Origin of the sequence: Chryseobacterium sp. 7, from assembly GCF_003663845.1 — a bacterium.
In the GTDB taxonomy this organism is placed as follows: domain Bacteria; phylum Bacteroidota; class Bacteroidia; order Flavobacteriales; family Weeksellaceae; genus Chryseobacterium.
Window position 1 is genome coordinate 2,689,266 of record NZ_RCCA01000001.1, and the last position, 24,352, is coordinate 2,713,617.

The 24,352-nt window shown below is 35.1% G+C and carries 22 protein-coding genes; 7 read left to right on the plus strand and 15 right to left on the minus strand.

Translation table 11 applies throughout. From position 1 onward, the window contains the following. The first annotated feature begins 205 nt into the window (after positions 1 to 205). The gene (locus CLU97_RS12500; protein ID WP_121488217.1) at positions 206 to 493 is read left to right on the plus strand and encodes a GNAT family N-acetyltransferase; all 288 of its coding nucleotides are present in this window, start codon (positions 206 to 208) and stop codon (positions 491 to 493) included. Here CLU97_RS12500 and CLU97_RS12505 read toward each other — a convergent pair whose 3' ends face one another. After that, positions 494 to 1,591 carry an MBL fold metallo-hydrolase gene (locus CLU97_RS12505; RefSeq protein ID WP_121488218.1) on the minus strand — a complete coding sequence of 366 codons (1,098 nt, stop codon included), beginning with the start codon at positions 1,589 to 1,591 and terminating at the stop codon, positions 494 to 496. It abuts the gene before it with no gap. A gap of 172 nt (positions 1,592 to 1,763) precedes the next feature. On the opposite strand from CLU97_RS12505, the gene CLU97_RS12510 reads away from it, so the two are divergent. Further along, a complete protein-coding gene (locus CLU97_RS12510) occupies positions 1,764 to 3,302 on the plus strand; it encodes a S41 family peptidase (RefSeq protein ID WP_121488219.1) in 1,539 nt (512 codons plus the stop codon). Between the two features lie 42 nt (positions 3,303 to 3,344). On the opposite strand, the gene CLU97_RS12515 is transcribed toward CLU97_RS12510, so the two are convergent. From CLU97_RS12515 to CLU97_RS12540, 6 genes are all read right to left on the minus strand, one after another. Continuing rightward, positions 3,345 to 3,935, minus strand: a complete 591-nt coding sequence (locus CLU97_RS12515; protein ID WP_121488220.1) for a hypothetical protein — start codon at positions 3,933 to 3,935, stop codon at positions 3,345 to 3,347. Between the two features lie 13 nt (positions 3,936 to 3,948). Next, a complete protein-coding gene (locus tag CLU97_RS12520; protein ID WP_121488221.1) occupies positions 3,949 to 4,458 on the minus strand; it encodes an RNA polymerase sigma factor in 510 nt (169 codons plus the stop codon). A gap of 267 nt (positions 4,459 to 4,725) precedes the next feature. Beyond that, a complete protein-coding gene (locus CLU97_RS12525) occupies positions 4,726 to 6,723 on the minus strand; it encodes a M4 family metallopeptidase (protein WP_121488222.1) in 1,998 nt (665 codons plus the stop codon). A gap of 111 nt (positions 6,724 to 6,834) precedes the next feature. After that, a complete protein-coding gene (locus CLU97_RS12530) occupies positions 6,835 to 7,650 on the minus strand; it encodes a hypothetical protein (RefSeq protein WP_121488223.1) in 816 nt (271 codons plus the stop codon). 11 nt (positions 7,651 to 7,661) lie between these two features. Beyond that, entirely contained in the window at positions 7,662 to 8,171 is a 510-nt protein-coding gene (locus tag CLU97_RS12535; protein ID WP_121488224.1) for an RNA polymerase sigma factor, read from the minus strand. Between the two features lie 151 nt (positions 8,172 to 8,322). Continuing rightward, a complete protein-coding gene (locus CLU97_RS12540; protein WP_121489737.1) occupies positions 8,323 to 9,951 on the minus strand; it encodes an NADP-dependent glyceraldehyde-3-phosphate dehydrogenase in 1,629 nt (542 codons plus the stop codon). Between the two features lie 220 nt (positions 9,952 to 10,171). Between CLU97_RS12540 and tpx the strand changes: the two genes are divergently transcribed. Continuing rightward, on the plus strand, positions 10,172 to 10,741 hold the full coding sequence (gene tpx, locus CLU97_RS12545; protein WP_183084563.1) for a thiol peroxidase: 570 nt from the start codon (positions 10,172 to 10,174) through the stop codon (positions 10,739 to 10,741). 524 nt (positions 10,742 to 11,265) lie between these two features. Here tpx and CLU97_RS12550 read toward each other — a convergent pair. The 3 genes from CLU97_RS12550 to CLU97_RS12560 are packed head-to-tail and all read right to left on the minus strand — an operon-like array spanning position 11,266 to position 12,827. After that, positions 11,266 to 11,514, minus strand: coding sequence for a hypothetical protein (locus tag CLU97_RS12550; RefSeq protein ID WP_121488226.1), 249 nt, complete (start codon positions 11,512 to 11,514; stop codon positions 11,266 to 11,268). Positions 11,515 to 11,519: 5 nt separating this feature from the next. Continuing rightward, positions 11,520 to 12,086 carry a hypothetical protein gene (locus CLU97_RS12555; RefSeq protein WP_147436477.1) on the minus strand — a complete coding sequence of 189 codons (567 nt, stop codon included), beginning with the start codon at positions 12,084 to 12,086 and terminating at the stop codon, positions 11,520 to 11,522. 27 nt (positions 12,087 to 12,113) lie between these two features. Next, positions 12,114 to 12,827 carry a TonB-dependent receptor plug domain-containing protein gene (locus CLU97_RS12560; RefSeq protein WP_183084564.1) on the minus strand — a complete coding sequence of 238 codons (714 nt, stop codon included), beginning with the start codon at positions 12,825 to 12,827 and terminating at the stop codon, positions 12,114 to 12,116. Between the two features lie 350 nt (positions 12,828 to 13,177). On the opposite strand from CLU97_RS12560, the gene CLU97_RS12565 reads away from it, so the two are divergent. Continuing rightward, complete coding sequence (locus CLU97_RS12565; RefSeq protein ID WP_121488229.1) at positions 13,178 to 15,073, plus strand: AAA family ATPase; 1,896 nt, start codon at positions 13,178 to 13,180, stop codon at positions 15,071 to 15,073. A 160-nt stretch (positions 15,074 to 15,233) separates the two neighbouring features. On the opposite strand, the gene CLU97_RS12570 is transcribed toward CLU97_RS12565, so the two are convergent. Next, a complete protein-coding gene (locus CLU97_RS12570) occupies positions 15,234 to 17,219 on the minus strand; it encodes a urocanate hydratase (RefSeq protein WP_121488230.1) in 1,986 nt (661 codons plus the stop codon). A gap of 291 nt (positions 17,220 to 17,510) precedes the next feature. Here CLU97_RS12570 and CLU97_RS12575 point away from each other — a divergent pair, with 291 nt between their 5' ends. Then, positions 17,511 to 17,948, plus strand: coding sequence for an endonuclease domain-containing protein (locus CLU97_RS12575; RefSeq protein WP_121488231.1), 438 nt, complete (start codon positions 17,511 to 17,513; stop codon positions 17,946 to 17,948). A gap of 115 nt (positions 17,949 to 18,063) precedes the next feature. Here CLU97_RS12575 and CLU97_RS12580 read toward each other — a convergent pair whose 3' ends face one another. The 4 genes from CLU97_RS12580 to CLU97_RS12595 form a co-directional block, all read right to left on the minus strand. Further along, entirely contained in the window at positions 18,064 to 18,357 is a 294-nt protein-coding gene (locus CLU97_RS12580) for a hypothetical protein (protein ID WP_105700882.1), read from the minus strand. Between the two features lie 49 nt (positions 18,358 to 18,406). Further along, on the minus strand, positions 18,407 to 19,393 hold the full coding sequence (locus CLU97_RS12585; RefSeq protein WP_121488232.1) for a 2-hydroxyacid dehydrogenase: 987 nt from the start codon (positions 19,391 to 19,393) through the stop codon (positions 18,407 to 18,409). Positions 19,394 to 19,663: 270 nt separating this feature from the next. Beyond that, the gene (locus CLU97_RS12590) at positions 19,664 to 20,314 is read right to left on the minus strand and encodes a protein-L-isoaspartate(D-aspartate) O-methyltransferase (protein ID WP_121488233.1); all 651 of its coding nucleotides are present in this window, start codon (positions 20,312 to 20,314) and stop codon (positions 19,664 to 19,666) included. A 101-nt stretch (positions 20,315 to 20,415) separates the two neighbouring features. Next, entirely contained in the window at positions 20,416 to 21,063 is a 648-nt protein-coding gene (locus tag CLU97_RS12595; RefSeq protein ID WP_121488234.1) for a hypothetical protein, read from the minus strand. A gap of 134 nt (positions 21,064 to 21,197) precedes the next feature. Here CLU97_RS12595 and CLU97_RS12600 point away from each other — a divergent pair, with 134 nt between their 5' ends. Continuing rightward, positions 21,198 to 22,160 (plus strand): Gfo/Idh/MocA family protein, encoded by a 963-nt coding sequence (locus CLU97_RS12600; RefSeq protein ID WP_121488235.1) that lies wholly within the window; start codon positions 21,198 to 21,200, stop codon positions 22,158 to 22,160. A 443-nt stretch (positions 22,161 to 22,603) separates the two neighbouring features. After that, positions 22,604 to 24,334 (plus strand): cellulase family glycosylhydrolase, encoded by a 1,731-nt coding sequence (locus tag CLU97_RS12605; RefSeq protein WP_121488236.1) that lies wholly within the window; start codon positions 22,604 to 22,606, stop codon positions 24,332 to 24,334. The last annotated feature ends 18 nt before the right edge of the window (positions 24,335 to 24,352 follow it).

The window sequence follows — 24,352 nt, forward strand, 5'->3', positions numbered from 1 at the left end:
ATTATTGAATAATTTATTGTTAGGTAGGCTAAAGCTCACCGTAAAGAATCTTATCAACAACATCTTTTCCTCATTTATGTTATAAAATTCGTTAAGATTCTTTAAAATCATTATTTCATATTATTTAATTTCGTAATTTTAATGGAGAGAATGTTTTTAAGGAGATTTTCTCCATTTATTTTAATCAACCAAATCTTACATTATCATGGAAAATATAAAGTTTCAGGTATCTCAATATCAGGATGAATTGCAGTTACTTATAGATGGAAAGAAAGCAGGCTATATGTCTATAGAGGTTGACGGAAGACTGCTTATTGTATTTTATACCAAACTTAATGAAGAGCGTGAAGGAAAAGGATACGCTAAACTCTTATTAGATGAGTTGGTACGCTATGCAGAAGAAAAAGATTTGCTTGTAGATCCGGAATGTGATTTCGTAAGACAACAGTTTGAAAACCATCCCGCAAGATATAAAGAAATATGGCATGCCTGATCAGCTTTCCCACCAGGCTGTAAATTTCTGTTCTGACAGATTCAGATCTACTATCTCACCGATCATCGGAGTGAGAATGTTTAGCTTTTGTTCTTTACCAAGAACTGCTATCTTTTGCAGAGGTTCATTCCAGGGATGAAGTGCCAATGCAAATTTTGCAGCATGAACCGGGATAATACATTCTGCTTTCAGATCAATAGCTGCCTGAATAACATCTTCCGGTAATGTGTGGATATATCTCCATGCTTCTCCATATTGTCCATTCTCAAGAACAGCATAATCAAAAGGACCATATTGCTCGCCAATGGTTTTAAAATGGGAATCATAGCCGCTATCTCCTCCCAAGAAAATTTTCTTTGTGGGAGTTATCAGAACGTAAGAACTCCAAAGCGTATCATTCTGCCGGATTCTTCTGCCCGAAAAGTGTCTTGCAGGGGTAAAAACAATTTTTATATCATTTTTCAAATCAATTTCTGCTCCCCATTCTTCTTCAATAAGTGTATTCTCAGCATAGCCCCATCTTTCAAGATGTGCACCTACTCCCAGCGGTATGATCGCCATTTCTGTCCTGTCTCTGATGGATTCTACAGTTGGGTAATCCAAATGGTCAAAATGATCATGGGTTATCACCAGATAATCAATACCCGGAATATCTTCAGGTTTAAAAATATCTGATCCTTTGAAAGCTTTATTAAAATATTTAAAAGGTGAACCATATAAACTCAATACAGGATCAATCAGAAAAGAAACACCATCTGTCTGCAGATAATAAGATGAATGCCCTAACCATATCAATACATCCTCATTTTTATCTATATTTCTTAAATCGGTATGGATGGAAGGGATTTCTTTTAAAGGCTTCAACAGCGGATCTTTCTTTCCTAAAAAGAAATCATAAGTTACTTTAGACATTTTATAGCCTTCAGTAATAGATGGTGTGTGGCTAATATTCTGAAACTGTTTTTTCTTATAACGCTTCGACTGTTTGATACGTTTCAGCCTCTCTCCTTTTGGTACGCCACCAAATGCTTTCATGTTCATCACTATAAAAAAAGTAACCGTCAAAACAGCTACAGTCGTAATAATCCAATAAATCATTGATATAAAATAAGCATCAAATGTATCGACTTTTAGTTTGAAATGAAAATTTATTCCATCCTGCTATAATTTTTAACTAAATTTATCATGAATTTTGGAAAATTTATTATTCATTTAAGTCAGGATTAATTTTAAACTTTCTATTTTAGCACCTTTAAAAAACTCAGATACATTGAAAAATTATTCGGTAATATTTCTTCTCGCTATTTTTTCGTCCTGTGCCTCTATAAAAAAACACAACGAACAGCGGGCTTCATGTATTCCACCGGAGCAACTTAAAGAAGATGTGGACTTTGCGTATTCAAAATTACAGCAAATGCATCCTCAATTATACTGGTATATTCCCAAGAAGGAATTGGACCATAAATTTGACAGTCTTAAACAGACTATTACCGAGCCTCTTACTCCTCTTCAGTTTTATTTTAAACTTCAGCCGGTTATTGCGGGAATCCGGGAAGGGCACCTTTCATTAAGAATTCCCAGAAAGAAATTCACCAAAAGAGAGGTTAAAAAACTAGAGCACCAGAAAGGCATGTTCAGCCGTTTTGAATACTATATTAAAGGAGACCAGATGTACATTGTTCAAAACAGAGATTCTATAGAACATATACAACCCGGAACTGAAATTTTATCTATTAATAATGTTCCTGTTTCAGATTATATAAAGAAATACAAAAGCCTTATCAGCAGTGATGGTGACAATACCACTTTCCATCCTTATTTTTTGAAGGACCTGTTCTTTAATTTTTATACCGCAGAAAATGGTTTTGGCAGCAAAGCCACTCTTGAAACCCTGTATCAGGGTGAGAAAAAAACCTATACTTTAACCCGAGAAATCAAATCTGATTCTGATCTGGAAAAGGATAAGGAAATGAAGAAGAAGACTCAGGAAAAGAAACTGAATGACTATGTAGCGGCAAGCAATTCTTACAACAGAAGCTTTAAATTTCTGGATAAAGACAGCACTATTGCCTATATAAAAGTGAAAAGCTTCTCCAGAGAATATTCTGATGAATTTTATAAAAAGACTTTTGCTAAAATCAATAATGCGAAATCTCCTTACCTCATCATAGATGTCCGAAATAATTACGGAGGTTCTTTATATGAAATTAATAACCTGTATTCTTATTTAGCTGAAGCTCCATTTACATTGATTAAACCATCGCAGTTAACGTCAAGGAATATTCCTCTGCGCACGAATTATTTCAGAAAAAGCAACCCTTTAGAATATGCTCTTAAAAGCATTGCCTACCCGAGTTACTTCTTTGCACAAACTTTCAGTACTTATAAAAAAGATGGAAAAGTTTTCTATAAAATGAAAGCTGATAAGCCAACAAAACCTAATAAGGCTGCCTTCCACGGAAAAGCTTTTGTACTGATTAATGGCGGAAGCTTCTCAGCATCTTCTATTATTACCGCTAAGCTTAAGAATGATAAAAGAGCTACGCTTGTAGGTGAAGAAACCGGCGGTGCCAATGACGGAACAGTAGCAGGATTTTATTCGTACCAGAAATTGCCTAATTCTGAAATCAGGTTTCCTATCGGATTACTTTTGGTACAGCCTAATATTAATTTCTCAGATTCAAGGAAAGGCGTGGTTCCGGATGTTACCGTTACTGAAAGTCTGCAGGATATTATTGATGAAAAAGATCCGCAGCTGGACTGGATAAAAAATGAAATCGCCAAAGAAAAAGAAAATAAAGGACAGTAATGAATAAGAGTTCGGCGGGCTTTCAGCCCGCCGAACTCTTTTCTATCTTTTTAATTCTTCCAAAAGGTCTTCAATATATTTAATATATCTTCCGTAATAGCGGTGAAACCAGAATTTTCCAGCAAAAAAAAGTAAAAACAATCCTCCGATCACTGAACTGATTAAAATCACGGCGATCTTCAGTTCACTCAAAGGCTTTGGCCATGGGATAAATTCCAGGACAATAAGGATCTCACACACCAGAAATGGGGCAAAACTGATGTAGTATGAAAGATAATACTGTTTATTAAGATTCAGCTGCATCACCAGATCTTTCAGAGAATCATAGGTTTTAGGGCTAGGATTGCTGATTTCATTATACAATTTAAAGAACTTACTGAAAAAGAAAACAGTGACCATAAGCATGGACGCAATCAAAACCGTTATATACAATTGAAGCTTGAAAGGTCTGCATACTGAGCAAACCAGAAAGGCAAAAACAAAGATTCCTATCATCCACCAGAATTCCACACGCATATTTTTACGTATTTTTTCAAGGGGAAGATTGAGTTTATTTCTCTGTTCAAGGCTTATTTCAGGAGTTTCCTCCACAATATCTTCATTCCAGGTATTTTTGAATTCATCTATATTCATCGGATTACTGATTTTAATGTTGGTTGATTTTTATTTGGCTTAAGATATCTTTAAGTTTATTTTTTGCCCGGTTCATTTTCACTCTGGCATTTACTTCTGAAATTCCCATCTGCGCTGCAATTTCTTTTCCTGAAAAATCTTCCAGATAGTAGAAAATAAAGGCTTTATCAATGGGATTGAGCAAATGAATAGCTTTATACATTTCCGTCAGGCGTTCTTCTTTACGGTAATCATAGTCTTCCTGAATAATGATTTGGTTAGAAAAATCTTCATGGGCAATAAAGCTTCTTCTTTTCTCAGATTTCAGGAAAATAATGGCTGTGTTCAATGCTATTCTGTATAGCCATGTCGAAAATTCGCTTTCACCTCTGAAACCGGGAAATGCTTTCCAGAGCTGATAGGTGATCTCCTGAAAAAGATCATCACGGTCATCCTTTTCAGTCATGTACATTTTAGAAATCTTAAATAGGATTCCTTTATGCTGTTCAATTTGACTTATAAACTCTTGTTCTAATGAGGTCATGGGCTTTTACTCTATAGAGTTAGTTTTCGTTTAAAAAAATTGTTACAGTATTTTTACAAAAGAAATAAAAAAACCCGACAGAAATATCTGCCAGGCCTCATTATGTGTTTTTTTATTTTACTATTTTCTCCAGGAGAATATGTATTCTAAATAATTTTTGTTAAATTTTATATTTAATAAATTTTTAAAATATATTATTTCTCTTTCTATTTTTGGTTTCAACAGTTAGTAGAAAAAAAGTAAAAATGTTACATTCTTATTTTAATTTTATTCAACAATTATTTTCTTAGTAGAAATAATAGTTCCGTTTGAATTAATTTTTAAAATATAAATTCCTTTTTGAGTTCCATTTAAATAAATTGTATTGGCTCCCTGATTCAATTTCTGTGCAGATTTTACTAATTTTCCTGATGCATCAAATATTTCAACAGAAGCTTCACCCTTATTATTTTCGATAGTAAACACTCCGTCTTTAACAGGATTTGGATATATTTTTAATTGCTTATCCTCTGTATGTACCGCTTCTGCCGTTGATAATACACCGTTTCCTATTCCTACAGCATACCAGGCATTTACATTCTGCTGCTGTTCATTACTTGCTGCACCATACAGATCTGTAACGGCCTGCTTGGTTGCGTTATAAGCATCCAGATATGTTGTATTCGGTGTCATATAATTCATCAGAGCTCTGTAGATAATCTTTTCTGCCTTCTCAATAGTAATACCTGAAACATTATAGGCATTTCCAATATCGTTCGTACCTGAACCGCCCTGTGAAAGAAGGTAGAACCAATAATTTCCTACCCCACTGTTGGTATGAACTCCTCCATGGTCATTCGTATCACTTGTATCTGCTGTATCTACCCAGTTTGTTCCCATATAAGTATCAGGCTGGGGGTTGGAATTTACATTATTAGGATTAGACATATCTCTCATATAGGGACTTGGAGAAGGATCCAGGAAATTGGGTGTAGGAATTCCTTCACCTATTGTCCAGTTAGGAGTAATTCCTGAATAAAATTCGATAGCTGTTCCTAACATATCTGCAATGGATTCATTGATAGCACCGGATTCTGCCTGATAGTTTAATCCTCCCAATCCGTTTCTTCCAATAATTAAGTGAGAATATTCATGCCCGGCAACATCTAAGCCTACCACGGGATTCATTAATGTCAATAGCCCTCCAAAAATTTTCCCGTTACCATACAGCATACAAACTATACCTCCATATAAAGGGGTATCCAAAGCTGCTGCATTGGCGCCACCTGTAAAACCGCCAAAATCAAAATTATAGTAGTTATCTATTTTGGCACCATTTCCATCATAGCTATTTCTGTTATGTCTTGCTATATAATAATCATAAGCATTCTTCATCCCCCAATGTACCTCTACTGCAGGTTTTGTATTATCATCTGTATAGTTTGCAACAGGATTGAGATATTCTTCTACGTTAATAATTCCACCACTGATTGTATCTACATCCAGATTGGTTCCATTCATAGTATGGATATTTCTGGCATTATCCTTCAAACGAAACTGCCCATTATAGGAATCAACAGTAATGGATTGGCTTCCTTTATAATATGTTGTACTTGTAGAAGGAGTATCTGTATCGTGAACTCTTGAGTTTTTCTTAACAATAGTTCCTGTTGCATTATCTATATAATAGGTAAATGCTTTTAATGGTTTAAAAGAAAGTGCCTCTACTTTGGATGTATAATACATCGCAGCTTTTCTCCCTTTATTTACTTTTGTAAGAACTTTTTCAATATCAGAAATCTTGACCTTACCTTCCGAATGGAGATCAGTAATGATGATAGATTTGATTTTTTGTGGAGCCAATTGCTTTTGCCCCGCGGATAAATCAATATCAGTAATAATTTCGCCATTTACATGGATTACCTTTCCAGCTTTATCATGAATCAAAATCATATCATCCATTACTTTAATATTTTTATAGTAATGCTCATAAACTGAATGCCTGATTCCAAGTTCATCTTTACTTTCTTTAATAAGCTTATAGGAATGGTCTCCATTTGTACCTAACCATTCTCCCAAATGCCCTATCAAAAAATCCGGTGAAATATTCGACTTACTAAAGTCTGCATTAAAAATTCCCATTCCTGATGAAACAGAAATTACAGGTAGATTTTTAACTGAAATTTCTGTATTTTCTCTGTTTTGGGCTTTTGCCAAAGAAGCTGGTAAAATCGTAATAACTAAGGCCAAAGCAATGGCTCTAATAATAGTAGTGTTTTTTTTCATATTTATTTCACATTTTTCACAGTTAGTAGAATAAAATATGAAATGTTACAATTTCTTAATAAAAAAAAATAACAAAATATGATCAGGTTTTATATATTGGAAATTAAAATCCTAATTTAGTTTATTTAAAGCTCTCTGCAATGATCCGATATCCAGAAAATCAAGCTTTGCTCCTACAATAATGATGATCAGAAGAACCACTGTCAGAAATAAAATGATCACAAAATACATGGATACAAACCAGATCACTGTATTCAGTATATTTCCTTTAATGCCCATTTTATTCATGAAAAACTTCTGGGAGCGCTCAAACCATGTTTTTTTCTTTTCTGTTCTAGGGCTTACTTCAAGTCCATTCAGTTCGTCTACAAGGCGTACCACATCATCAATATATCTTCCGTACATATAATACATCCAATACCTGATAATAAAAGCGATCAATAATAAGGTAATTAAAAGACTTATTCCGAAGATAGCCAGGTTATATTCCATATCAAAATGGAAATTAATTTTGATCAATGAAAGAAGAAATCCAAGAGGAATGTAGGAAATATAATATGAAATATAAATCTCTTTTGATATGAGCAACTGTGTTTTAAGGTTGAACAAATCATAATTTGTATTAATACTGTTTTTCTGAAGCAGCTTGTAAAGTTTCAGAAACCGTGAATAAAAATAAACGATAATGGCAAGAGTCAGAATGCTGACAAATGCTGATATAATTTTTATATTAGAATCCGTAGAAGCAAATGGGAAACCAGTGAATAGCATAGGCAGCGTTACAATCATCAGCCAAAACTCTGTCTGCATATTCACCTTCAGCATTTGCAACGGAGAATGTATTTCCTTCTGTTTTTCCAGAGAAATTTCAGGGGATTCCTGTCCTGTATCTTTATTCCAAAGCTCTTTAAAGTTTTCTAACTCCATAGTTTTATCAATTAAATGGAACCTGTCTCCTGTCTGGTAATGATCTCTTTCAGTTTTTCTTTTGCCCTTTTAAGTTTTACCCGGGTATTCACTTCTGTAATTCCGAGCTGTACCGCTATTTCTTTACCCGAAAACCCTTCCAAAAAGAAAAATATAAGAGCTTTATCTATGGGGCTCAACTGATGAATGGCTTCATACATCCGCTTCATGTTCATATCATCCGTATCATTATAAGGTTCCTGTCTGGCGCTTAAACCATCCACATTCTGATTCTGTATAAAACTACGTTTTTTTTCACTTCTCAGGAAAACTATTGCTGTGTTAAGAGCAGTTCTGTACAGCCATGTGGAGAAATCACTTCTCTTTTGAAAATCACCGTATGATTTCCAGGCCTGGTAAATGATCTCCTGATAGAGGTCATTCTGATCGTCCTTATTATCCATATACATTTTAGAGATCTTGAAAACAACACCCTTGTGCTTTTCAATTTTCTCTAAAAATTCTTTTTCCGGTGAAGACATGATTTACACACTGATCCTTAGATGATATTCATAAAAAACATCATCTTATTATAACACAAACTCTAATTCCGCTATTAAGTTAAAAAAATCCTCAAAAAACAAAGCAGTTTAATGAGGATTTTTATTTATGTTAAATTCAACAGTACAGGAATCAGAAAATGTAATCAGTGCTTAAAAAGTTAGAATCATGTTCTCTGACGATGGTATTGAGTAACTCTTTGTTAGATTCTGTTAGTTTTGCTGCTACCAGTGATCGAATTGAGAATGAACGAAGTGCATCAAAAACAGAAAGCGTCCCTTCCGCACTGTCTTTTCTTCCGGTAAAAGGAAATACATCCGGACCACGCTGTGCCTGACAGTTGATATTAACCCGGCTCACAAGATTAACAAACGGATCAATCAACTTAGCAACTTCCCGTGGATCTTCACTGAAAATACTTACCTGCATCCCATGTGAAGCATTCACCTGATAATCTATCGGCTCTTCTATATCTTCAAACGGAACTACAGGAATCACAGGACCAAACTGCTCTTCATGATACAATTTCATATCACTGTTTACCGGATAAACCACTGCCGGGAAGACAAAAGATTCGTCGGTATATCCTCCATCCTTATTTAAAACCGAAGCGCCTTTCTGTAAAGCATCGTCAATGCATTCTTTCAGATACGCAGGCTTATTAATTTCCGGAAGTGGGGTTACCTTCACATCTTTTTCCCATGGCAAGCCAGCTTTCAAAGCAGAAACCGCTTCACTCAGTTTCTTTGTAAATTCTTCGGCTATTTCTTTCTGAACAAATATAAGCTTCAAGGCCGTACAACGTTGTCCGTTGAAAGAAAGCGCCCCTAAAATACATTCGCTCACCGCTACATCCAGATTGGCATTTTTAGTAACAATGGCAGCATTTTTAGCATCCAGGCTTAGAATAGCTCTTAAGCGGTTCACTTTCGGATGCAGTTTTTTCAATCCGTTAGCCACCTTACTTGATCCGATAAAGGCCAGTACATTCACTTTTCCGCTCTCCATAATCGGGGTGATAATCTCTGATCCTTTTCCGTATAATGTATTCACTGTTCCTTTCGGGAAGGCTTCTTTAAAGGCATTTAGTAAAGGATAATGAGCCAGCACACCATGCTTTGGAAGTTTAAACAGAATGGTATTTCCCATAATCAAAGCTGGAATCAATGTTGTAAAGATTTCATTCAGAGGATAATTGAACGGCCCCATACTTAAAACCACTCCAAGCGGAGCTCTTCTGATCTGTGCAATGGTTCCTTCTGCCTGCTGAAAACGAGACGATTCCCTGTCTAAATCCTTCAGTGCATCAATAGTCTGGTTAATATAATCTACGGTACGATCAAATTCTTTTGTAGAATCTGCCAATGTTTTTCCAATTTCCCACATCAGCAGCTTAATGATCAGATCTCTCTGCTGGATCATCAGGTACACGAATTTCTGCATACACTTAATACGTCCTTCTACAGACATGGTAGGCCATTCACCCAATCCGTTATCATAAGCTTTTACACAAGCTTCAAGAACTTCCATTGCTTCACTCGGGCCAATATTCGGGATGCTACCCAAAAGTTTTCTTTCCAATCCGTTTTCTGTAGGAATACATACAGGGGAATAAATTTCCGTGACATCTCCTTTCCACTCTACCAGTTCGCCATTCAGAAGATAAGTTCTCTGATGAATGACCGGAACTTTATACTCTTCCGGAATTTCGTTTTCTGCTTTAAAAATGTGATGGAATGATGCTGTATTTTCTGAACTCATAAATCTTTCTGTTTTTTTATGTGACAAGTTTGAGATTATTTCAAAATTTAAATTATTTACCTTTCGTCAGAATGACACCTTTGAAACAACTATATTTTGTAATATAAAGGTAGAGGTAAAATGTTTTGAAAAAAACAATCTGACAATAGATTCGATCTATTTGAATTAAAATTAATCTCAGCTCCTAAAAAAAGAATAATTTAGCTTAAAAATAAATTTCATGTTTTCAAAATTAGTTTGCGGCACACTGCTATTTTTCTCTGTGGTGGGCTTTGCTCAAAAATCTAAAGCGACCAATACTGTTTTAATGGGCGGAAAAGAAGTTCATACCTACGCCAAATTACCGGCTCTGAATAAACCGGCTCCTAAATTTACCCTTACAGATGTGAATATGAATGACCAGACACTGGATTCTTACAAAGGAAAATATGTTATTCTGAACATCTTTCCAAGTGTAGACACGGGTGTCTGCTCCGCCTCTGTACATCATTTCAATGAAGATGCTGGGAATCTTCCTAACACAGTAGTGCTTTGTATTTCTAAGGATTTGCCGTTTGCCCAGAAAAGATTTTGTGGTGCTGAAGGAATCAAAAACGTGGTAATGCTTTCAGATTTCCGTTCAGATTTCGGATGGAATTACGGTGTGGAACTGGTAGATTCTGCAATGAAAGGACTTCTGAGCAGAGCGGTTGTAGTAATAGACCCTTCAGGAAAGATCATCTATGAAGAGCAGGTACCGGATATTTCTCAGGAACCGAATTATGAAGCAGCTATTGCCGCTGTGAAATAATAAATCATATTAAACCATTAAGAAAAATTAAATGGTTAAGAATATTAAGATAAAACATAAGGCTTTTTAAAACATCTTCGATGTTTTTCCTTTACTTACCTTAACAACTTCAATGTTCTTAATGGTTCAAAAAAAATAAAAGAGGCTGTCTCAAAAGTGTCATTCTGAACACAGACTGAAAGTCTGCGAACAAAGTTCTGAAATGTAGTGAAGAATCTCATATGTTTGGTTATAAATGAGATTCTTCCTTCGTCAGAAATCGAAGATTCGACGCAGTCAATGACAAAAGCCAGATTGTTTGACTTTTGAGACAGCCTCTTTTTTATTGATGTTGGAAAACGCTAAGGCGCAAATGATATTTAAAATAGACTGCTTTAAGGCGCTAGGATTTTATCTCCGATAAAATTTCACGCTACCCTGTCATTGCGAACCGAAGGTGAAGCAATCTCAATAGAAAATGAACGTTGTAAAACGCAAAGACTCAAATTGACATTTAAAATATCAAGTTTTAAGAGGCAAGGATTTTATCTCCAATAAAATTGATAATATTTCATTTTCATTAAGGAGAAGAAATCTACTGTATCAGCATCAAAAAGCTCTACATCGTTCTTTAAAAATCCGACATTCTTAATAGTATATTTTTTCGAGTCTAAAGCAATATATTCCTCATATTGAAACAATTTTCTGGTTTCCGTTATCCTTCCGATTTCATGCTGAATGTCCGATACCAAAACCAAGTCTTTTTTTTGATAGTGTGCGGTATATTTTTTCAACGATTTTATTTTTTACTTTCAATCAAAATCACTCCATATTTACCTCTATCACCATACAATTTAGCAGCACCCTCGCCTGAAAGTACTTTTACGCTTTTCACTTTATCTCCGTCTATTTTTTTCATTCTCTCTTCAGATATTTTTTTATTATCCAGAAAGATCAATGGTTGTGTTGACTCAATATCTTCCTTACTTGGCATCCCCAGCCACATGGTTTTATTTAAGGTTTTATTGATGACTTCTACTCCCTGGAACCCTTTTTTAAAATCTACTTTTTTTACTTCTCCATCTTTCAATTCCTGTGCTTTGGCAGTAGTTACCACTCCGCTTGTTGCCAACAGTCCTAATGCAAATTTACTGGCTAATGAAAAATTTAAATTCCGCCCTAGCTGATGATCTGTAAATCTTCCACAAACCTTTTTATCAGCCTTAAAATTCATTAAAAGTTCTTCATCCGAATAGCTTGTAAAATCTGTTACAGTTTTAGAACAAACAGAACAGAATTTTCCTTTCTGATCGCTTGTCATTTTTTCCCAATTCTCATGACAAGGGTTGGGTATGGTTAGTTTCATAGTTATCTCTTTTATCCTCTAAGATAATTAAATCTTTCTTTTCTTTTTAGTAGTAATCACCACTACTCCATCTTTGGCTTTTTCACCATACTTTGCAGACGCAGAAGCTCCTTTCAGAATATTCATTGTTTTTATCAGATTAGGATCCAGTGCTTTTACTTTTTCATAATTACTTAATTTCCCATCTACAATGTACATAGGCTGGTATGCTGCTCCGCTTGATGGAGCCCTGCCAATACGTATACTATTATTCTCTTTAGGAGACTGACCAACCGTTACCCCTGATAATTTTGCAGCCATTTCTTTTCTTTCTTTTTCTTTGTTGTCTAATAAAGCATTAGCAGGTATTATTGAAACTGACCCAAACAATTTCTGATCTTGCTGGTTATTGAATTCAGATAAGAATATGGCTTGTATCTCGTTTGTTTTTAAGATGTCATTAGCAGACTTTTGCTGTGCATTCACCGTAACAATTCCTCCCGTTGTCAGCATAAAACCAACAGCAAATTTCACCAACAGCGTATTCATATAAGAATAATTCAAGTCTCTGTTGAGCTGTGATGGATTAAAATTTCCGCAGATTTCCTGCGAAGCACTGGTAAAAACCTCTATCACCTCATCATCCGAAGATTTCCTGAAATCTCTTACCGTTTTGGAACAGACCGAACAAAATCTTCCTTTTTCATCAGGCGTCATGGTGTTCCAATTTTCATGACAGGGGTTTGGTACCGTTACTTTCATAGAATGTCTTTTCTTATAAAGATGCATTGGTGAAAGAAAAGGTTGGAAGGCATGTGAAATATTAGCAAGATGTTACTATTGTTTTAGGTTTCCTGCGGTGTTGGGATGTTACAAACATATTTGCTTTTAATAATCCTAGGATTCGGGTGATTTGCTTTGCTATTGTTTTAGAGTTTTGGAGGGGTTGGAAGGTTACAAATGGATGTCTTTTGAGGTTGGGAGTTTTTAATTACGGGAAACCGTAAGGTTTTAAAAATCATGTAGTTTATGTTTGATAAAATTTCCGTGAAAATACGGAAATGAATATATTATTAGCTTTTTATATTTAACAATAAAATTCAATTAAATTTATGATTAAAGAAATAACAACAAATCTGATTATTGAAAAACAAGATCAATTAAAAATAATTAAAGAAAAAATTAATTCTCTAAATTCACAAGATCCTGTAATTTTAAAGTATATCGAAAATTTAACCTTTGCTGAAAGTTATTTAAATAAGATTAACACAGATTTAAATGAAGATATTATTCCTGAAACTTTTTATGATAAAGTAAATAATACTATTGCTACACTAAATACAACTGATATTATAAATTTTTTAAACATTGAAAATCAAACAATCGACATCGAACCTTTAAAATATTATTGTACTTCAAAGCCACTTGATGCTGTAGACGCTCTTATCACTTATAAATTTTATAAAGATTTAGATTTTTTTACAGAAAACATTGTAGTTGTCGGAGCAAATGGCTCTGGAAAATCCACACTTGCAAATAGTCTGAAGTCAATAATTAATGAAAGAGATGGTATCGTTATTTCAGCACAAAAATTATTAATTATCCCAACTTTTGATAATATACCTAACTTTAATAGTTCTACTAAAGAATATAATCAGTATCAAAATAACTATATTGACAGTAAGACAACATATAATGCTTCTCGGACAGATGACATCCCTTACGATGAAACTAGAAAATACTCTTCTGAATACAAATATGTATTAAAAGCATTAATAGCCGAAAGAGCTCATAAAAGAAATGTATTTTGTGATAATTTTCAAAATGATGTTAATGTAAATAAAAATGATTTACATAGTAAACTAGATAAAGCAATTGAAATATGGAATTCATTGATTGAGCATAGAGAGATGTTTTTTAGCGAAAATAATGAGATCCTTATTAAAGACACTGTTGGTAATAGTCAATATCCTGCTTATAAAATGAGTGATGGAGAAAAAATTATTCTATTTTTAATTGGACGTGTTTTACTCTCTAATACAAATTCTATGATAATTATTGATGAACCTGAGATGTATCTTCATAAAGTTATCGTTAATAAGCTTTGGGATATGTTAGAAAACTTAAGACAAGAATGTATTTTTGTATACCTAACTCATGATTTGGATTTTGCATCGTCTAGAAAAGCAAAAAAGTATTGGATTAGAGATTTCAAATATCCAATAAGATGGGATATAGAAGGTATCCCGGAAAATGATATTCCTGAAAATCTTTTAATGAAATTACTAGGAAGCAGAAAAAAAATACTTTTTTGTGAAGGGAAAAAAGATAGCCTAGATATACAAATATTTGAAATATTATTTCCTAATTACACAATTATTCCTCTTTCAAGTTGTACAGATGTAATTAACTATGTTCGTTCATTTAATAAAATCCCCAATAAAAATATTGAAGCAATAGGTTTTATTGATAGAGATTTTAGAGTTCAAGAACAAATAGATAAGTTTGAAACTGAAAATATATTCTCTTATTCAGTTGCTGAAATTGAAAATTTATTTTTAATAAAGGACTTTGTACAAAAATATGCAGAATATAAAAAAGAAACTATTGATTTACAAGAATTAGAGAATAAAGTTATCACTCTTCTGGACAGAAATAAAATAACTCAGGCATCTAATTTTTTATCATCAAATATAAATTACAAATTTTCAGAGTCGCATGTAAAGAAAGGTAATAGTTTTCATGAGGCAGAAAGTCATCTAAATACCTTCATTAACGAACTAAATATAAACGATATTTATAATGAAAGAATCACTCTTCTTGATCAAATAATAAATGAAAAAGATTATTCTAAAACAATTTTATTATATAACAATAAAGGCTTAATGAGTGTTATTGAAGAGTTGCTATCTCTTAGATCTAACACTTATCGTTTTAAAGCATTAGAGTTTTTAAACATTGATGAAGATGCTAAAACAATATTAAAAAGAGCTTTACCTAATGTATAAGAACATTAACAGCATCGGGCTTTAGCCCAATATAAAAAAAGAAAAATACAAAATGCTTTAGCTAAAGCCTAATTTTAAGTTTCGGCTAAAGCCAATTAATTATATTACACACAAAAGAAACGGGCTAAAGCCCGTTTCTTTTGAATTATTTGTTTTTATATTACAATAAATTTTCATCCACAAAATTCGGAAGCGTCACTTTCAGATTCGGCTCTGCTTCCATAGCTCTTTTAATGGCGAAAACAGCGCCTTCATTTCTTGCCCAGCTTCTTCTTGAGATTCCGTTGTTGACGTCCCAGAAAAGCATAGACTTTAATCTTCTGTCGGCATCATCGCTTCCGTCCAGCAGCATTCCGAAACCTCCGTTAATCACTTCTCCCCAGCCTACTCCGCCTCCATTGTGAATGGAAACCCAGGTAGCTCCACGGAAACTGTCACCAATTACGTTGTGAATAGCCATATCTGCTGTAAATCTTGATCCGTCGTAAATATTGGAAGTTTCTCTGTAAGGAGAATCTGTTCCCGAAACATCATGATGGTCTCTACCCAATACTACAGGTCCTATTTCTCCATTTTTAATCGCTTTGTTGAAGGCTTCGGCAATTTTCATTCTTCCTTCTGCATCTGCATAAAGAATTCTTGCCTGAGAGCCTACTACCAGTTTATTTTCCTGTGCTCCTTTGATCCACTGGATGTTGTCTTTCATCTGCTGCTGGATCTCTTCAGGAGAGTTTTTCACCATTTCTTCCAATACTGCGCAGGCAATATCATCCGTTTTCTGAAGATCTTCCGGCTTTCCGCTGGAACATACCCAACGGAACGGCCCGAAACCATAGTCAAAACACATAGGTCCCATAATATCCTGCACATAACTCGGATATTTGAATTCTCTTCCTAATGTAGGGTTTTCTGCCATTACATCTGCTCCGGCTCTGGAAGCTTCCAGTAAAAAGGCATTTCCATAATCGAAGAAATACGTTCCTTTTTCTGTATGTTTGTTGATGGCTGCAGCATGTCTTCTTAATGTTTCCTGAACTTTTTCTTTGAATAATTCAGGGTTTTCTGCCATCATGGTATTAGATTCTTCAAAGCTTTGTCCTGCAGGATAGTAACCACCTGCCCAAGGATTGTGAAGTGAAGTCTGGTCTGAGCCGATGTCTATTCTTACATCTTCCTGATCAAATTTCTCCCAAACTTCTACAATATTTCCAAGGTAAGCCAAAGACACGGTTTCTTTATTAGCCTGCGCTTCTCTTACTCTTTTTACCAGTTCATCAAGGTTTTCATGAATTTCATTCACCCATTTCTGATCGTGACGAATTTTAGTAATTTTTGGATTCACTTCTGCACATACCGTAACACAGCCTGCAATATTTCCTGCTTTGGGCTGAGCTCCACTCATTCCACCTAACCCTGAAGTAACGAAAAGCCCTCCTTTTGGTTCTTTTTTAATTTTTCTGAAAGCATTTAATACCGTAATCGTTGTTCCGTGAACAATCCCCTGCGGGCCGATATACATGTAACTTCCTGCCGTCATCTGCCCGTACTGGGTAACACCCAATGCATTGAATTTTTCCCAGTCATCCGGTTTCGAATAATTTGGAATCATCATCCCATTCGTTACAACAACTCTTGGTGCATCTTTATGAGACGGAAACAATCCCATCGGATGTCCTGAATACATCACCAATGTCTGATCATTATTCATTTCCGACAGATATTTCATCGTCAGCAGATACTGCGCCCAGTTTGAGAAAACCGCTCCATTTCCACCATAAGTAATCAGTTCATGAGGGTGCTGTGCCACGGCATAATCCAGGTTATTCTGAATCATCAGCATAATAGCTTTTGCCTGCTCAGATTTTCCGGGATAGTCTGTGATAGGTCTTGCCTTCATTTCATAATCCGGACGGAAACGGTACATGTAAATTCTTCCGTAATCTTCCAGTTCCTGCTTAAATTCAGGAATCAGTTCTGCGTGAAACTGAGGTTCAAAATAACGTAAAGCATTCTTCAATGCCAGTTTTTTCTCTTCTTCCCCTAAAATTTCTTTACGCTTCGGAGCATGGTTGATATTGGTTTCGTATGGTTTTGGCTGTGGCAGCTGACTGGGAATCCCCTGCTGTATCTGTTCTTGGAATGTCATATTACTATTTAAAGGTCTATGTTTTAAACAATGTTTGAAGTCTTAAAGATATTCAAAATAGGAAATATAGGCAAGGGGAAAGGGAAGAATGAGTGAGGGTTTAAGGTTTAGGGTTTAGGGTTTAGGGTTTAGGGTTTAGGGTTTAGGCAAAATTATCTAATCTGTAAATCAACCACCATTTGATATTAAATACTATATTTGAAAATACACACCTGAATTCCCCTCTTCTGGAGGGGTGGATTTCAAAGTTAAAAACTTTGGAAGACGGGGTGGTCAAAAAACAGCACAATCATGAAAGAAATCCTTACCGTCATCAACGGAATTCCGATCCGTAGGAATTTCGTTGAGAACCTACCCTACAATCCCCATTTAAAGGTATTATTAAAAGAAAAACGCAAAGCCCGGATTTTGGGTGAGGTTATATTCTGGAAAAAAGTCCTTGCAAAAAAATTTCATAGGATTGATTTTGACAGACAAAGAATTATTGGAAATTATATTGTTGATTTCTATGTGAAAACGCTGGGGCTCATTATAGAAATAGATGGTTCAAGCCATGATGAGAAACAAGTTTATGACAGGATAAGAGAGGAATATCTTGAATCTTTGGGACTATTGGTTTTCAGAATCAGTGATTTTGATGTAAAGAATAGTCTGAATATTGTGATGAAGGAACTGCAGGATTTTATTATACGTCACTATGGAACCACCCCGTCTTCAAAAATTCTTTAAATTTTTGAATCCACCCCTCCAAGGGAGGGGAATTGCCATTACTAAAATTTGTTGTTATTCAACATAAAAAAACCTTACTGAAATTCAATAAGGCTGGTTTTTGTATCGTCAAAGTTTAGGTTAAAACATCATCATTTTCTTCTTCATGATCATCTTCATTATCGCTGAGACTCCAGTAGTTATTTTCTTCATCTTCCTCTCCTATTTCTTCCATTTCATCATCATCTTCAGCACCTGGAATATCTAAGCCTTTATCAATTTTATCATCATCAAAATCTTCGTCCAGAATAGGGTTCCCGTCTCCATCGAGCGAAATATGTTTTTCTCTCTTAAATATATCTTCATTGGGGTTATAATCCATCTGTTCTAACCTCTTGTTTTGTTCATTACTATTTTTCTCTGGTGCCATACTATTTAAGATTTTAGGTTTATATAATCAGAACAAAAATAATTCCAAGTTATGATGATTGATGAGAATAAACGTCAGGATTTGCACAATTTGGCATTTTCTCGTTTTTTGAAAAGGCGATAATATTTCCTGCTGCCAGTCTCGCCATCCCATTTCGGGCTTCAACTGTTGCCGAACCTATGTGCGGCAGGATACAAACGCTGGATAACCCAAGAATAGGATCGTCCACCGGCATAGGTTCCGGGTTGGTAACATCCAGACCGGCTCCCCATATTTTCTTGTCAACGAGTGCCTGATAAAGATCTTTCTGATTATGAAAACCTCCTCTGGCTGTATTGATAAAAATAGCATTGGGTTTCATCTGCTCAAATATGGACTCATTAAATAATTCTTTCTGCCCAGAAGTGAAATTAGCATGTATACTCAATACATCTGAGTTTTTGATCAGTTCTTCAAAAGAAACATAGGCTGCTCCCAATTCCTTTTCGGCTTCTTCATTGTGATGGCGGTTGTGATAAATGATATTCATTCCGAAAGCCTTCTTTGACTTTTCAGCCATTTCATAACCAATACGTCCCAGTCCGAAAATCCCAAGTGTTTTTCCGTACAATTCCTGTCCCAATGCATGTAAAGGATCAAAGGCTCCCCAGTTATCATCTTTTACTTTCTGGAAATTATAGCTTGCTCTTCTTGCCACAGACTGCATCAGTAAAAAAGCGACATCTGAAGTTGCCCTGCTCAAAACATCAGGGGTATTTCCCACCGGGATATTCCTTTTGGTCGCTTCCTGAATATCTACATGATCAAATCCTACGGAATATAAAGCGATGGCTTTGATATTCGGGCAGGTATCAAAGAAATTTTTATCATACTTAAAGTCTCCGCTTACATTCAGAATGGCATCTGTATTTTTACAGTAGCTAAGCCACTCTTCGTAAGAAAGATTTTCTTTTTCCGGAAAAATAATTTCCAGATCTGCTTCTTCCAGCATTTTAATTCCTGTTTCGGGAATTCTTTTATTGATAAAAACTTTCATTGTATTGTTGATTGATGATTGTAAATAAAAAACCTCACTCGCAAAAAGTAAGGTTATTGAACTTTAATATTAAAAATTTGTTTCTTTTCATCTGAATGTTCTGTTCAGTATCTATTTTATTTTTCCTTTGATGAAAAAATTTCAGGATCGAGGGATTTTAATTCTATCAATTTTCATTCCGAAATGGGCGAAAATATTTTAAAATTGGATTAAAATCAGATGAATTTTATTGATGAAAAAGTGGAATAAACTCTATTCCTATTGATACAATTATTGATTGGTATTTCCCAGCATCGGAACAAATTTATAAGCTCCGAATTCTTCTTTTTCAAATTCTGTAGGGCCTACTTTTGTGAATCTGTATAAAACCTGTTCATCCGTTGGTCCTAATGGAATCACCATTATTCCTCCGACGTTCAGTTGTTTTAAAAGTTCTGTCGGTAATGTGGAAGCCCCACAGGTTACAATGATTTTATCAAAAGGAGCGAAAGTAGGAAGCCCGGCAAAACCATCACCAAAACTTTGGAATTTTGGAAATAAATGAAGCTCTCTAAGCTTCTTTTTAGAAAAATCAAAAAGATCTTTTTGTCTTTCCACTGTATATACATGAGCTTTCATAGCCAATAGAACAGCAGTTTGATATCCGCATCCTGTTCCAATTTCCAATACTTTTTCACCTGGTTTTACCTTCAACAGTTCAGACTGTTCCGCTACCGTGGAAGGATGAGAAATAGTCTGGTGCGCCAGAATGGGAAATGCCCTGTCTTCATAAGCAAAATCTTCAAAAATACTTTCGATAAAAAGGTGTCTCGGAACTTCACTCATTGCCCGAAGTACATTTTCATCTGAAATTCCAATTCTGTTTCGAAGATACTCGACTAAAATCTTTCTTTTTCCTTTATGTACAAACGAATCCTGCATTTGACAAAAGTAAGAAATTAGAAATTAGATTTCAGAAATTGCAGCAAAGAATTATCCACAAAAAATAAGCAATCAAAAAATGACTGCTTTGTTTTTGTTTCTTAATTCCATTTTATAGGATAAGGTCCGTAAAACGCGCTAAAGGTATTATCAGCACATTTTTTTCTGACAAAAAAGTTATAGTTCTGGGTTTTACTTAATCCTGTGTAGATGGCTTTTTGGCCTGTCATTGCTAATTGCCCACTCGCAGGTGGCGCAGAACTTATCGTCAAAACAGTTTCATACGCAGAAACGCCATCGTTATCCCAGGATACCGCAGCATCAAAAGTAGAAGAAAGTGCGGAGGAAGTCGTTTTGGTATAAGTTGCATACGCTGGCTGTACACAAGTTGTCGTATTACCTGCCAAAACAGTAATAGGTCCCGCCCAGTTACTTCGTCCATTGTCTATTCCACAATTTTTTCTTACATAAAGATCATATTTACTATTCTGATAGAGCGGGAGGCTATAGGAATTTTTGTAGGTAACCACTGTTGTCCCATTTCCTAAAGAAAAGCCAGGTTCTCCATACTGCACTTCATAATACCCTTCGCCCATGGTGTTCATGTTCCAGGCAAGAGTATTACTTCCTTTTTCAAATGTTAAATTTGTAGGTGTTCCACATTTAGCCTGCGGATCATATGGACTATCTCCTATGCATCCGACAGTAAATAATGCAAAGAAGAGTAAAATCAAAATTATTCTTTTCATCGTTATTTTTCAGACCGTGAATTTACCGTAATTTCTTTAATGAATAAATGTGCTCAACCTTGAATATATCCAAGTGAAAAGTCATGTATTTTATAAATGTACATTCACTATATTTACAAAAATTTAATACAGCTATGTTAAAAGCAGGTTTGGTAGGTGCCGGACACTTGGGAAAAATACACTTAAAACTTCTTAATCAGTCAGATAGATATGAATTTGTAGGTTTCCACGATAAAGATGTTGAAAACGGAAAGAAACTAGAGGCCGAATTCGGGTATAGATATTTTGAAAATTTTGATGAATTGCTTGAGCAGATTGACATGCTAGACATTGTAACTCCCACAGTTTATCATTATGATTATGCATTAAAAGCCATTGAAAAAGGGCTTCATTTCTTTATTGAAAAACCGGTAACCCAGACGCTTGAGCAGGCCGAAGAAATTCTTCGTTTGTGCCAGGAAAAAGGAATCAAAGCACAGGTAGGACATGTTGAAAGATACAATCCTGCATTTATTGCTACGAAGGAATACATCAGCACTCCGATGTTTATTGAAATCCACAGACTGGCTGAATTCAACCCGCGTGGTACGGATGTTTCTGTAGTATTGGATCTTATGATTCACGATCTTGATATTCTTTTAAGCATTGCGAAATCCAAAGTAAAAAACATCCACGCAAGCGGTGTTTGTGTAGTAAGCAAAACTCCGGATATCGCCAATGCAAGAATAGAGTTTGAAAACGGATGTGTGGCTAACCTTACTACTTCCAGAATTTCTATGAAAGCAATGAGAAAAAGCAGATTTTTCCAGAAAGATGCTTACATTTCCGTTGATTTCCTTGAGAAAAAGGCTGAAGTAATCAGAATGAAGGATGCTCCTGAAAACCCTACTCCATTTGATATGATCATTGAAAATGCTGAGGGAGAAAAGAACCAGATCCTGTTTGAATATCCGAATATACAGCCTAACAATGCTATTTTGGATGAATTGAATTCTTTTGCAGATGCCATCACTGGTGACAAAAATGTAGAGGTTTCTCTTGAAGACGGTACTGAAGCGTTGAAAGTGGCTTTAGAGATTATGAAACTGATCAGCTAAAAATTTACTATTGTATTAACAGCAATATATACAATGCTATCTTATAATCAGAATAAACGGAGTATAAGATAGCATTTTCTATTTTTATAACGCAAAGTTTCCTTTTTGGCTATGAATTATATTGAGTGAGCAAAGGTTGAATCGATTAAAAATCGATTTGATGAAGCCGTAGATTTATTTGATCTATTCGTACTTTTACTTTAGTAATTTACATAAGCAAATAAAAACTTTTCATTAATAATTGCTTATTTATCAATAAAAAAACATTTTCAAACTAAAAAAACAATATATTTGGAAAATAATTCAATACAATATTGAAAGATTTTGTTTTACATATATGGATATCTGACATCATTAATGATCTGAATACAGATTCATCTTGTAATGTCAGCATTCTCTATAATTTCTAATATTTCCCTATTATTTAAACCATTAAAACTACTATGAAAAGAGCCATTCTATTATCCGCAGTTTTATTGTCTCAATTTGGGACATCACAATTACTGAAGACTTCAGGACAGAAAATCGTAAATGATAAAGGTGAAAACATTCAATTGAAAGGCCTTGGCCTTGGTGGTTGGATGCTTCAGGAAGGATATATGCTGAAAACTGCTGATTTTGCAGGCCCTCAGTATAAGATTAAGGAGAAAATTGCAGAATTAATTGGTGAAGACGGAATGAATGAGTTCTACAAAGCATATCTGAAAAACGGAATTACCAAGCAGGATATTGATTTTTTAGCCAAAGCCGGATTCAATTCTATAAGACTGCCAATGCATTACAATCTTTATACGCTGCCTATTGAAAAAGAGCCTGCAAAAGGAAAAGATACATGGCTGGATGAAGGTTTTAAAATGACAGATGACCTTCTTCAATGGTGTACAGATAACAAAATATACCTGATTCTGGATCTTCATGCAGCTCCGGGAGGTCAGGGAAATGATGCCAATATCTCTGATAATGATAAGTCTAAACCATCGCTTTGGGCGAATGAAGAAAATCAGAGAAAAACGGTTGCATTATGGAAAAGATTGGCTGAAAGGTATAAAGATAATCCATGGATTGGAGGTTATGACCTGATTAATGAACCCAATATCAATTTCACAGGAAAAAACCCGAACGGTACTGATGAAATGTCTAATGCTCCGCTTTGGAAACTTCAAAAGGACATCACAACAGCCATCAGAGAGGTTGACAAAAAGCATATTATTTTCATTGAAGGAAACGGCTGGGGAAACAATTATAACGGATTACCGGCTATCTGGGATAACAATATGGCTTTCAGCTTCCATAAATACTGGAATTACAATGATGATCAGACGCTGAAATTCGCACTGGATCTCAGAGAGAAGCACAATATGCCAATCTGGCTTGGTGAGACTGGTGAGAATTCAAACGTTTGGTTTACTGAACTGATCCAGCTTTTGGGTAAACACAATATCGGGTATGCATTCTGGCCGATGAAAAAGATTGATAATATTGCCGGAATTAACAATGTAAAAATCACTCCTGAGTATGAAAAGCTATTGGATTACTGGAAAAATGGCGGTGAAAAACCATCTAAAGAGTATGCAAAAAAAGCTTTACTACAGATTGCCGACAATTATAAGCTGAACAATACGGAGATTAAAAGAGATGTGATTGATGCCATGTTCAGACAGCTTACAGATGCTTCTACAAAACCGTTCAGAAACCATCAGGCTCCGGGAAGAATATTTGCTTCGGAATATGATTTGGGAAGAATGGAATCTGCGTATCTGGATAAGGATTTCATTAATCTTTGGGTAAGTGATCCGGCTAAGAGATCAGAATGGAACTCCGGGCAACAAATGAGAAATGATGGAGTGGATATTTATAAATGTAACGACAAGGTTACGAACCAATATTATGTAGGGAAAACAGAAACCGGAGAATGGCTTCAGTATACAGTCCAGTCGAAAGGAGATAAAAATTATACGTTAGACATCAGGTATTCTGCGGCGGCTGATTCTAAAATAAGAATTGAAACTGCTTCCGGAAAAGTTTTAGCTACAGTATCGCTGGCATCTACCGGTGGAAATGAAAACTGGAAAACGGTTTCAGCAAAAAATATCAGCCTTCAGAAAGGAGAAAATAAAATCAGAATCGTCTTTGAAAATGATGGTGCCAATCTGAATTATTTTGAATTGAAATAGTAATAATTATCTTAAATT

Coding starts and splice junctions, on each gene's coding strand:
- CLU97_RS12590 (WP_121488233.1), bottom strand. CDS start 20,314: ATGCAGGATTCGTTTGTACATAAAGGAAAAAGAAAGATTTTAGTCGAG.
- CLU97_RS12565 (WP_121488229.1), top strand. CDS start 13,178: ATGATTAAAGAAATAACAACAAATCTGATTATTGAAAAACAAGATCAA.
- CLU97_RS12555 (WP_147436477.1), bottom strand. CDS start 12,086: ATGAAACTAACCATACCCAACCCTTGTCATGAGAATTGGGAAAAAATG.
- CLU97_RS12530 (WP_121488223.1), bottom strand. CDS start 7,650: ATGGAGTTAGAAAACTTTAAAGAGCTTTGGAATAAAGATACAGGACAG.
- CLU97_RS12520 (WP_121488221.1), bottom strand. CDS start 4,458: ATGACCTCATTAGAACAAGAGTTTATAAGTCAAATTGAACAGCATAAA.
- CLU97_RS12560 (WP_183084564.1), bottom strand. CDS start 12,827: ATGAAAGTAACGGTACCAAACCCCTGTCATGAAAATTGGAACACCATG.
- CLU97_RS12570 (WP_121488230.1), bottom strand. CDS start 17,219: ATGACATTCCAAGAACAGATACAGCAGGGGATTCCCAGTCAGCTGCCA.
- CLU97_RS12525 (WP_121488222.1), bottom strand. CDS start 6,723: ATGAAAAAAAACACTACTATTATTAGAGCCATTGCTTTGGCCTTAGTT.
- CLU97_RS12535 (WP_121488224.1), bottom strand. CDS start 8,171: ATGTCTTCACCGGAAAAAGAATTTTTAGAGAAAATTGAAAAGCACAAG.
- CLU97_RS12500 (WP_121488217.1), top strand. CDS start 206: ATGGAAAATATAAAGTTTCAGGTATCTCAATATCAGGATGAATTGCAG.
- CLU97_RS12600 (WP_121488235.1), top strand. CDS start 21,198: ATGTTAAAAGCAGGTTTGGTAGGTGCCGGACACTTGGGAAAAATACAC.
- tpx (WP_183084563.1), top strand. CDS start 10,172: ATGTTTTCAAAATTAGTTTGCGGCACACTGCTATTTTTCTCTGTGGTG.
- CLU97_RS12505 (WP_121488218.1), bottom strand. CDS start 1,591: ATGATTTATTGGATTATTACGACTGTAGCTGTTTTGACGGTTACTTTT.
- CLU97_RS12580 (WP_105700882.1), bottom strand. CDS start 18,357: ATGGCACCAGAGAAAAATAGTAATGAACAAAACAAGAGGTTAGAACAG.
- CLU97_RS12585 (WP_121488232.1), bottom strand. CDS start 19,393: ATGAAAGTTTTTATCAATAAAAGAATTCCCGAAACAGGAATTAAAATG.
- CLU97_RS12605 (WP_121488236.1), top strand. CDS start 22,604: ATGAAAAGAGCCATTCTATTATCCGCAGTTTTATTGTCTCAATTTGGG.
- CLU97_RS12575 (WP_121488231.1), top strand. CDS start 17,511: ATGAAAGAAATCCTTACCGTCATCAACGGAATTCCGATCCGTAGGAAT.
- CLU97_RS12540 (WP_121489737.1), bottom strand. CDS start 9,951: ATGAGTTCAGAAAATACAGCATCATTCCATCACATTTTTAAAGCAGAA.
- CLU97_RS12515 (WP_121488220.1), bottom strand. CDS start 3,935: ATGAATATAGATGAATTCAAAAATACCTGGAATGAAGATATTGTGGAG.
- CLU97_RS12595 (WP_121488234.1), bottom strand. CDS start 21,063: ATGAAAAGAATAATTTTGATTTTACTCTTCTTTGCATTATTTACTGTC.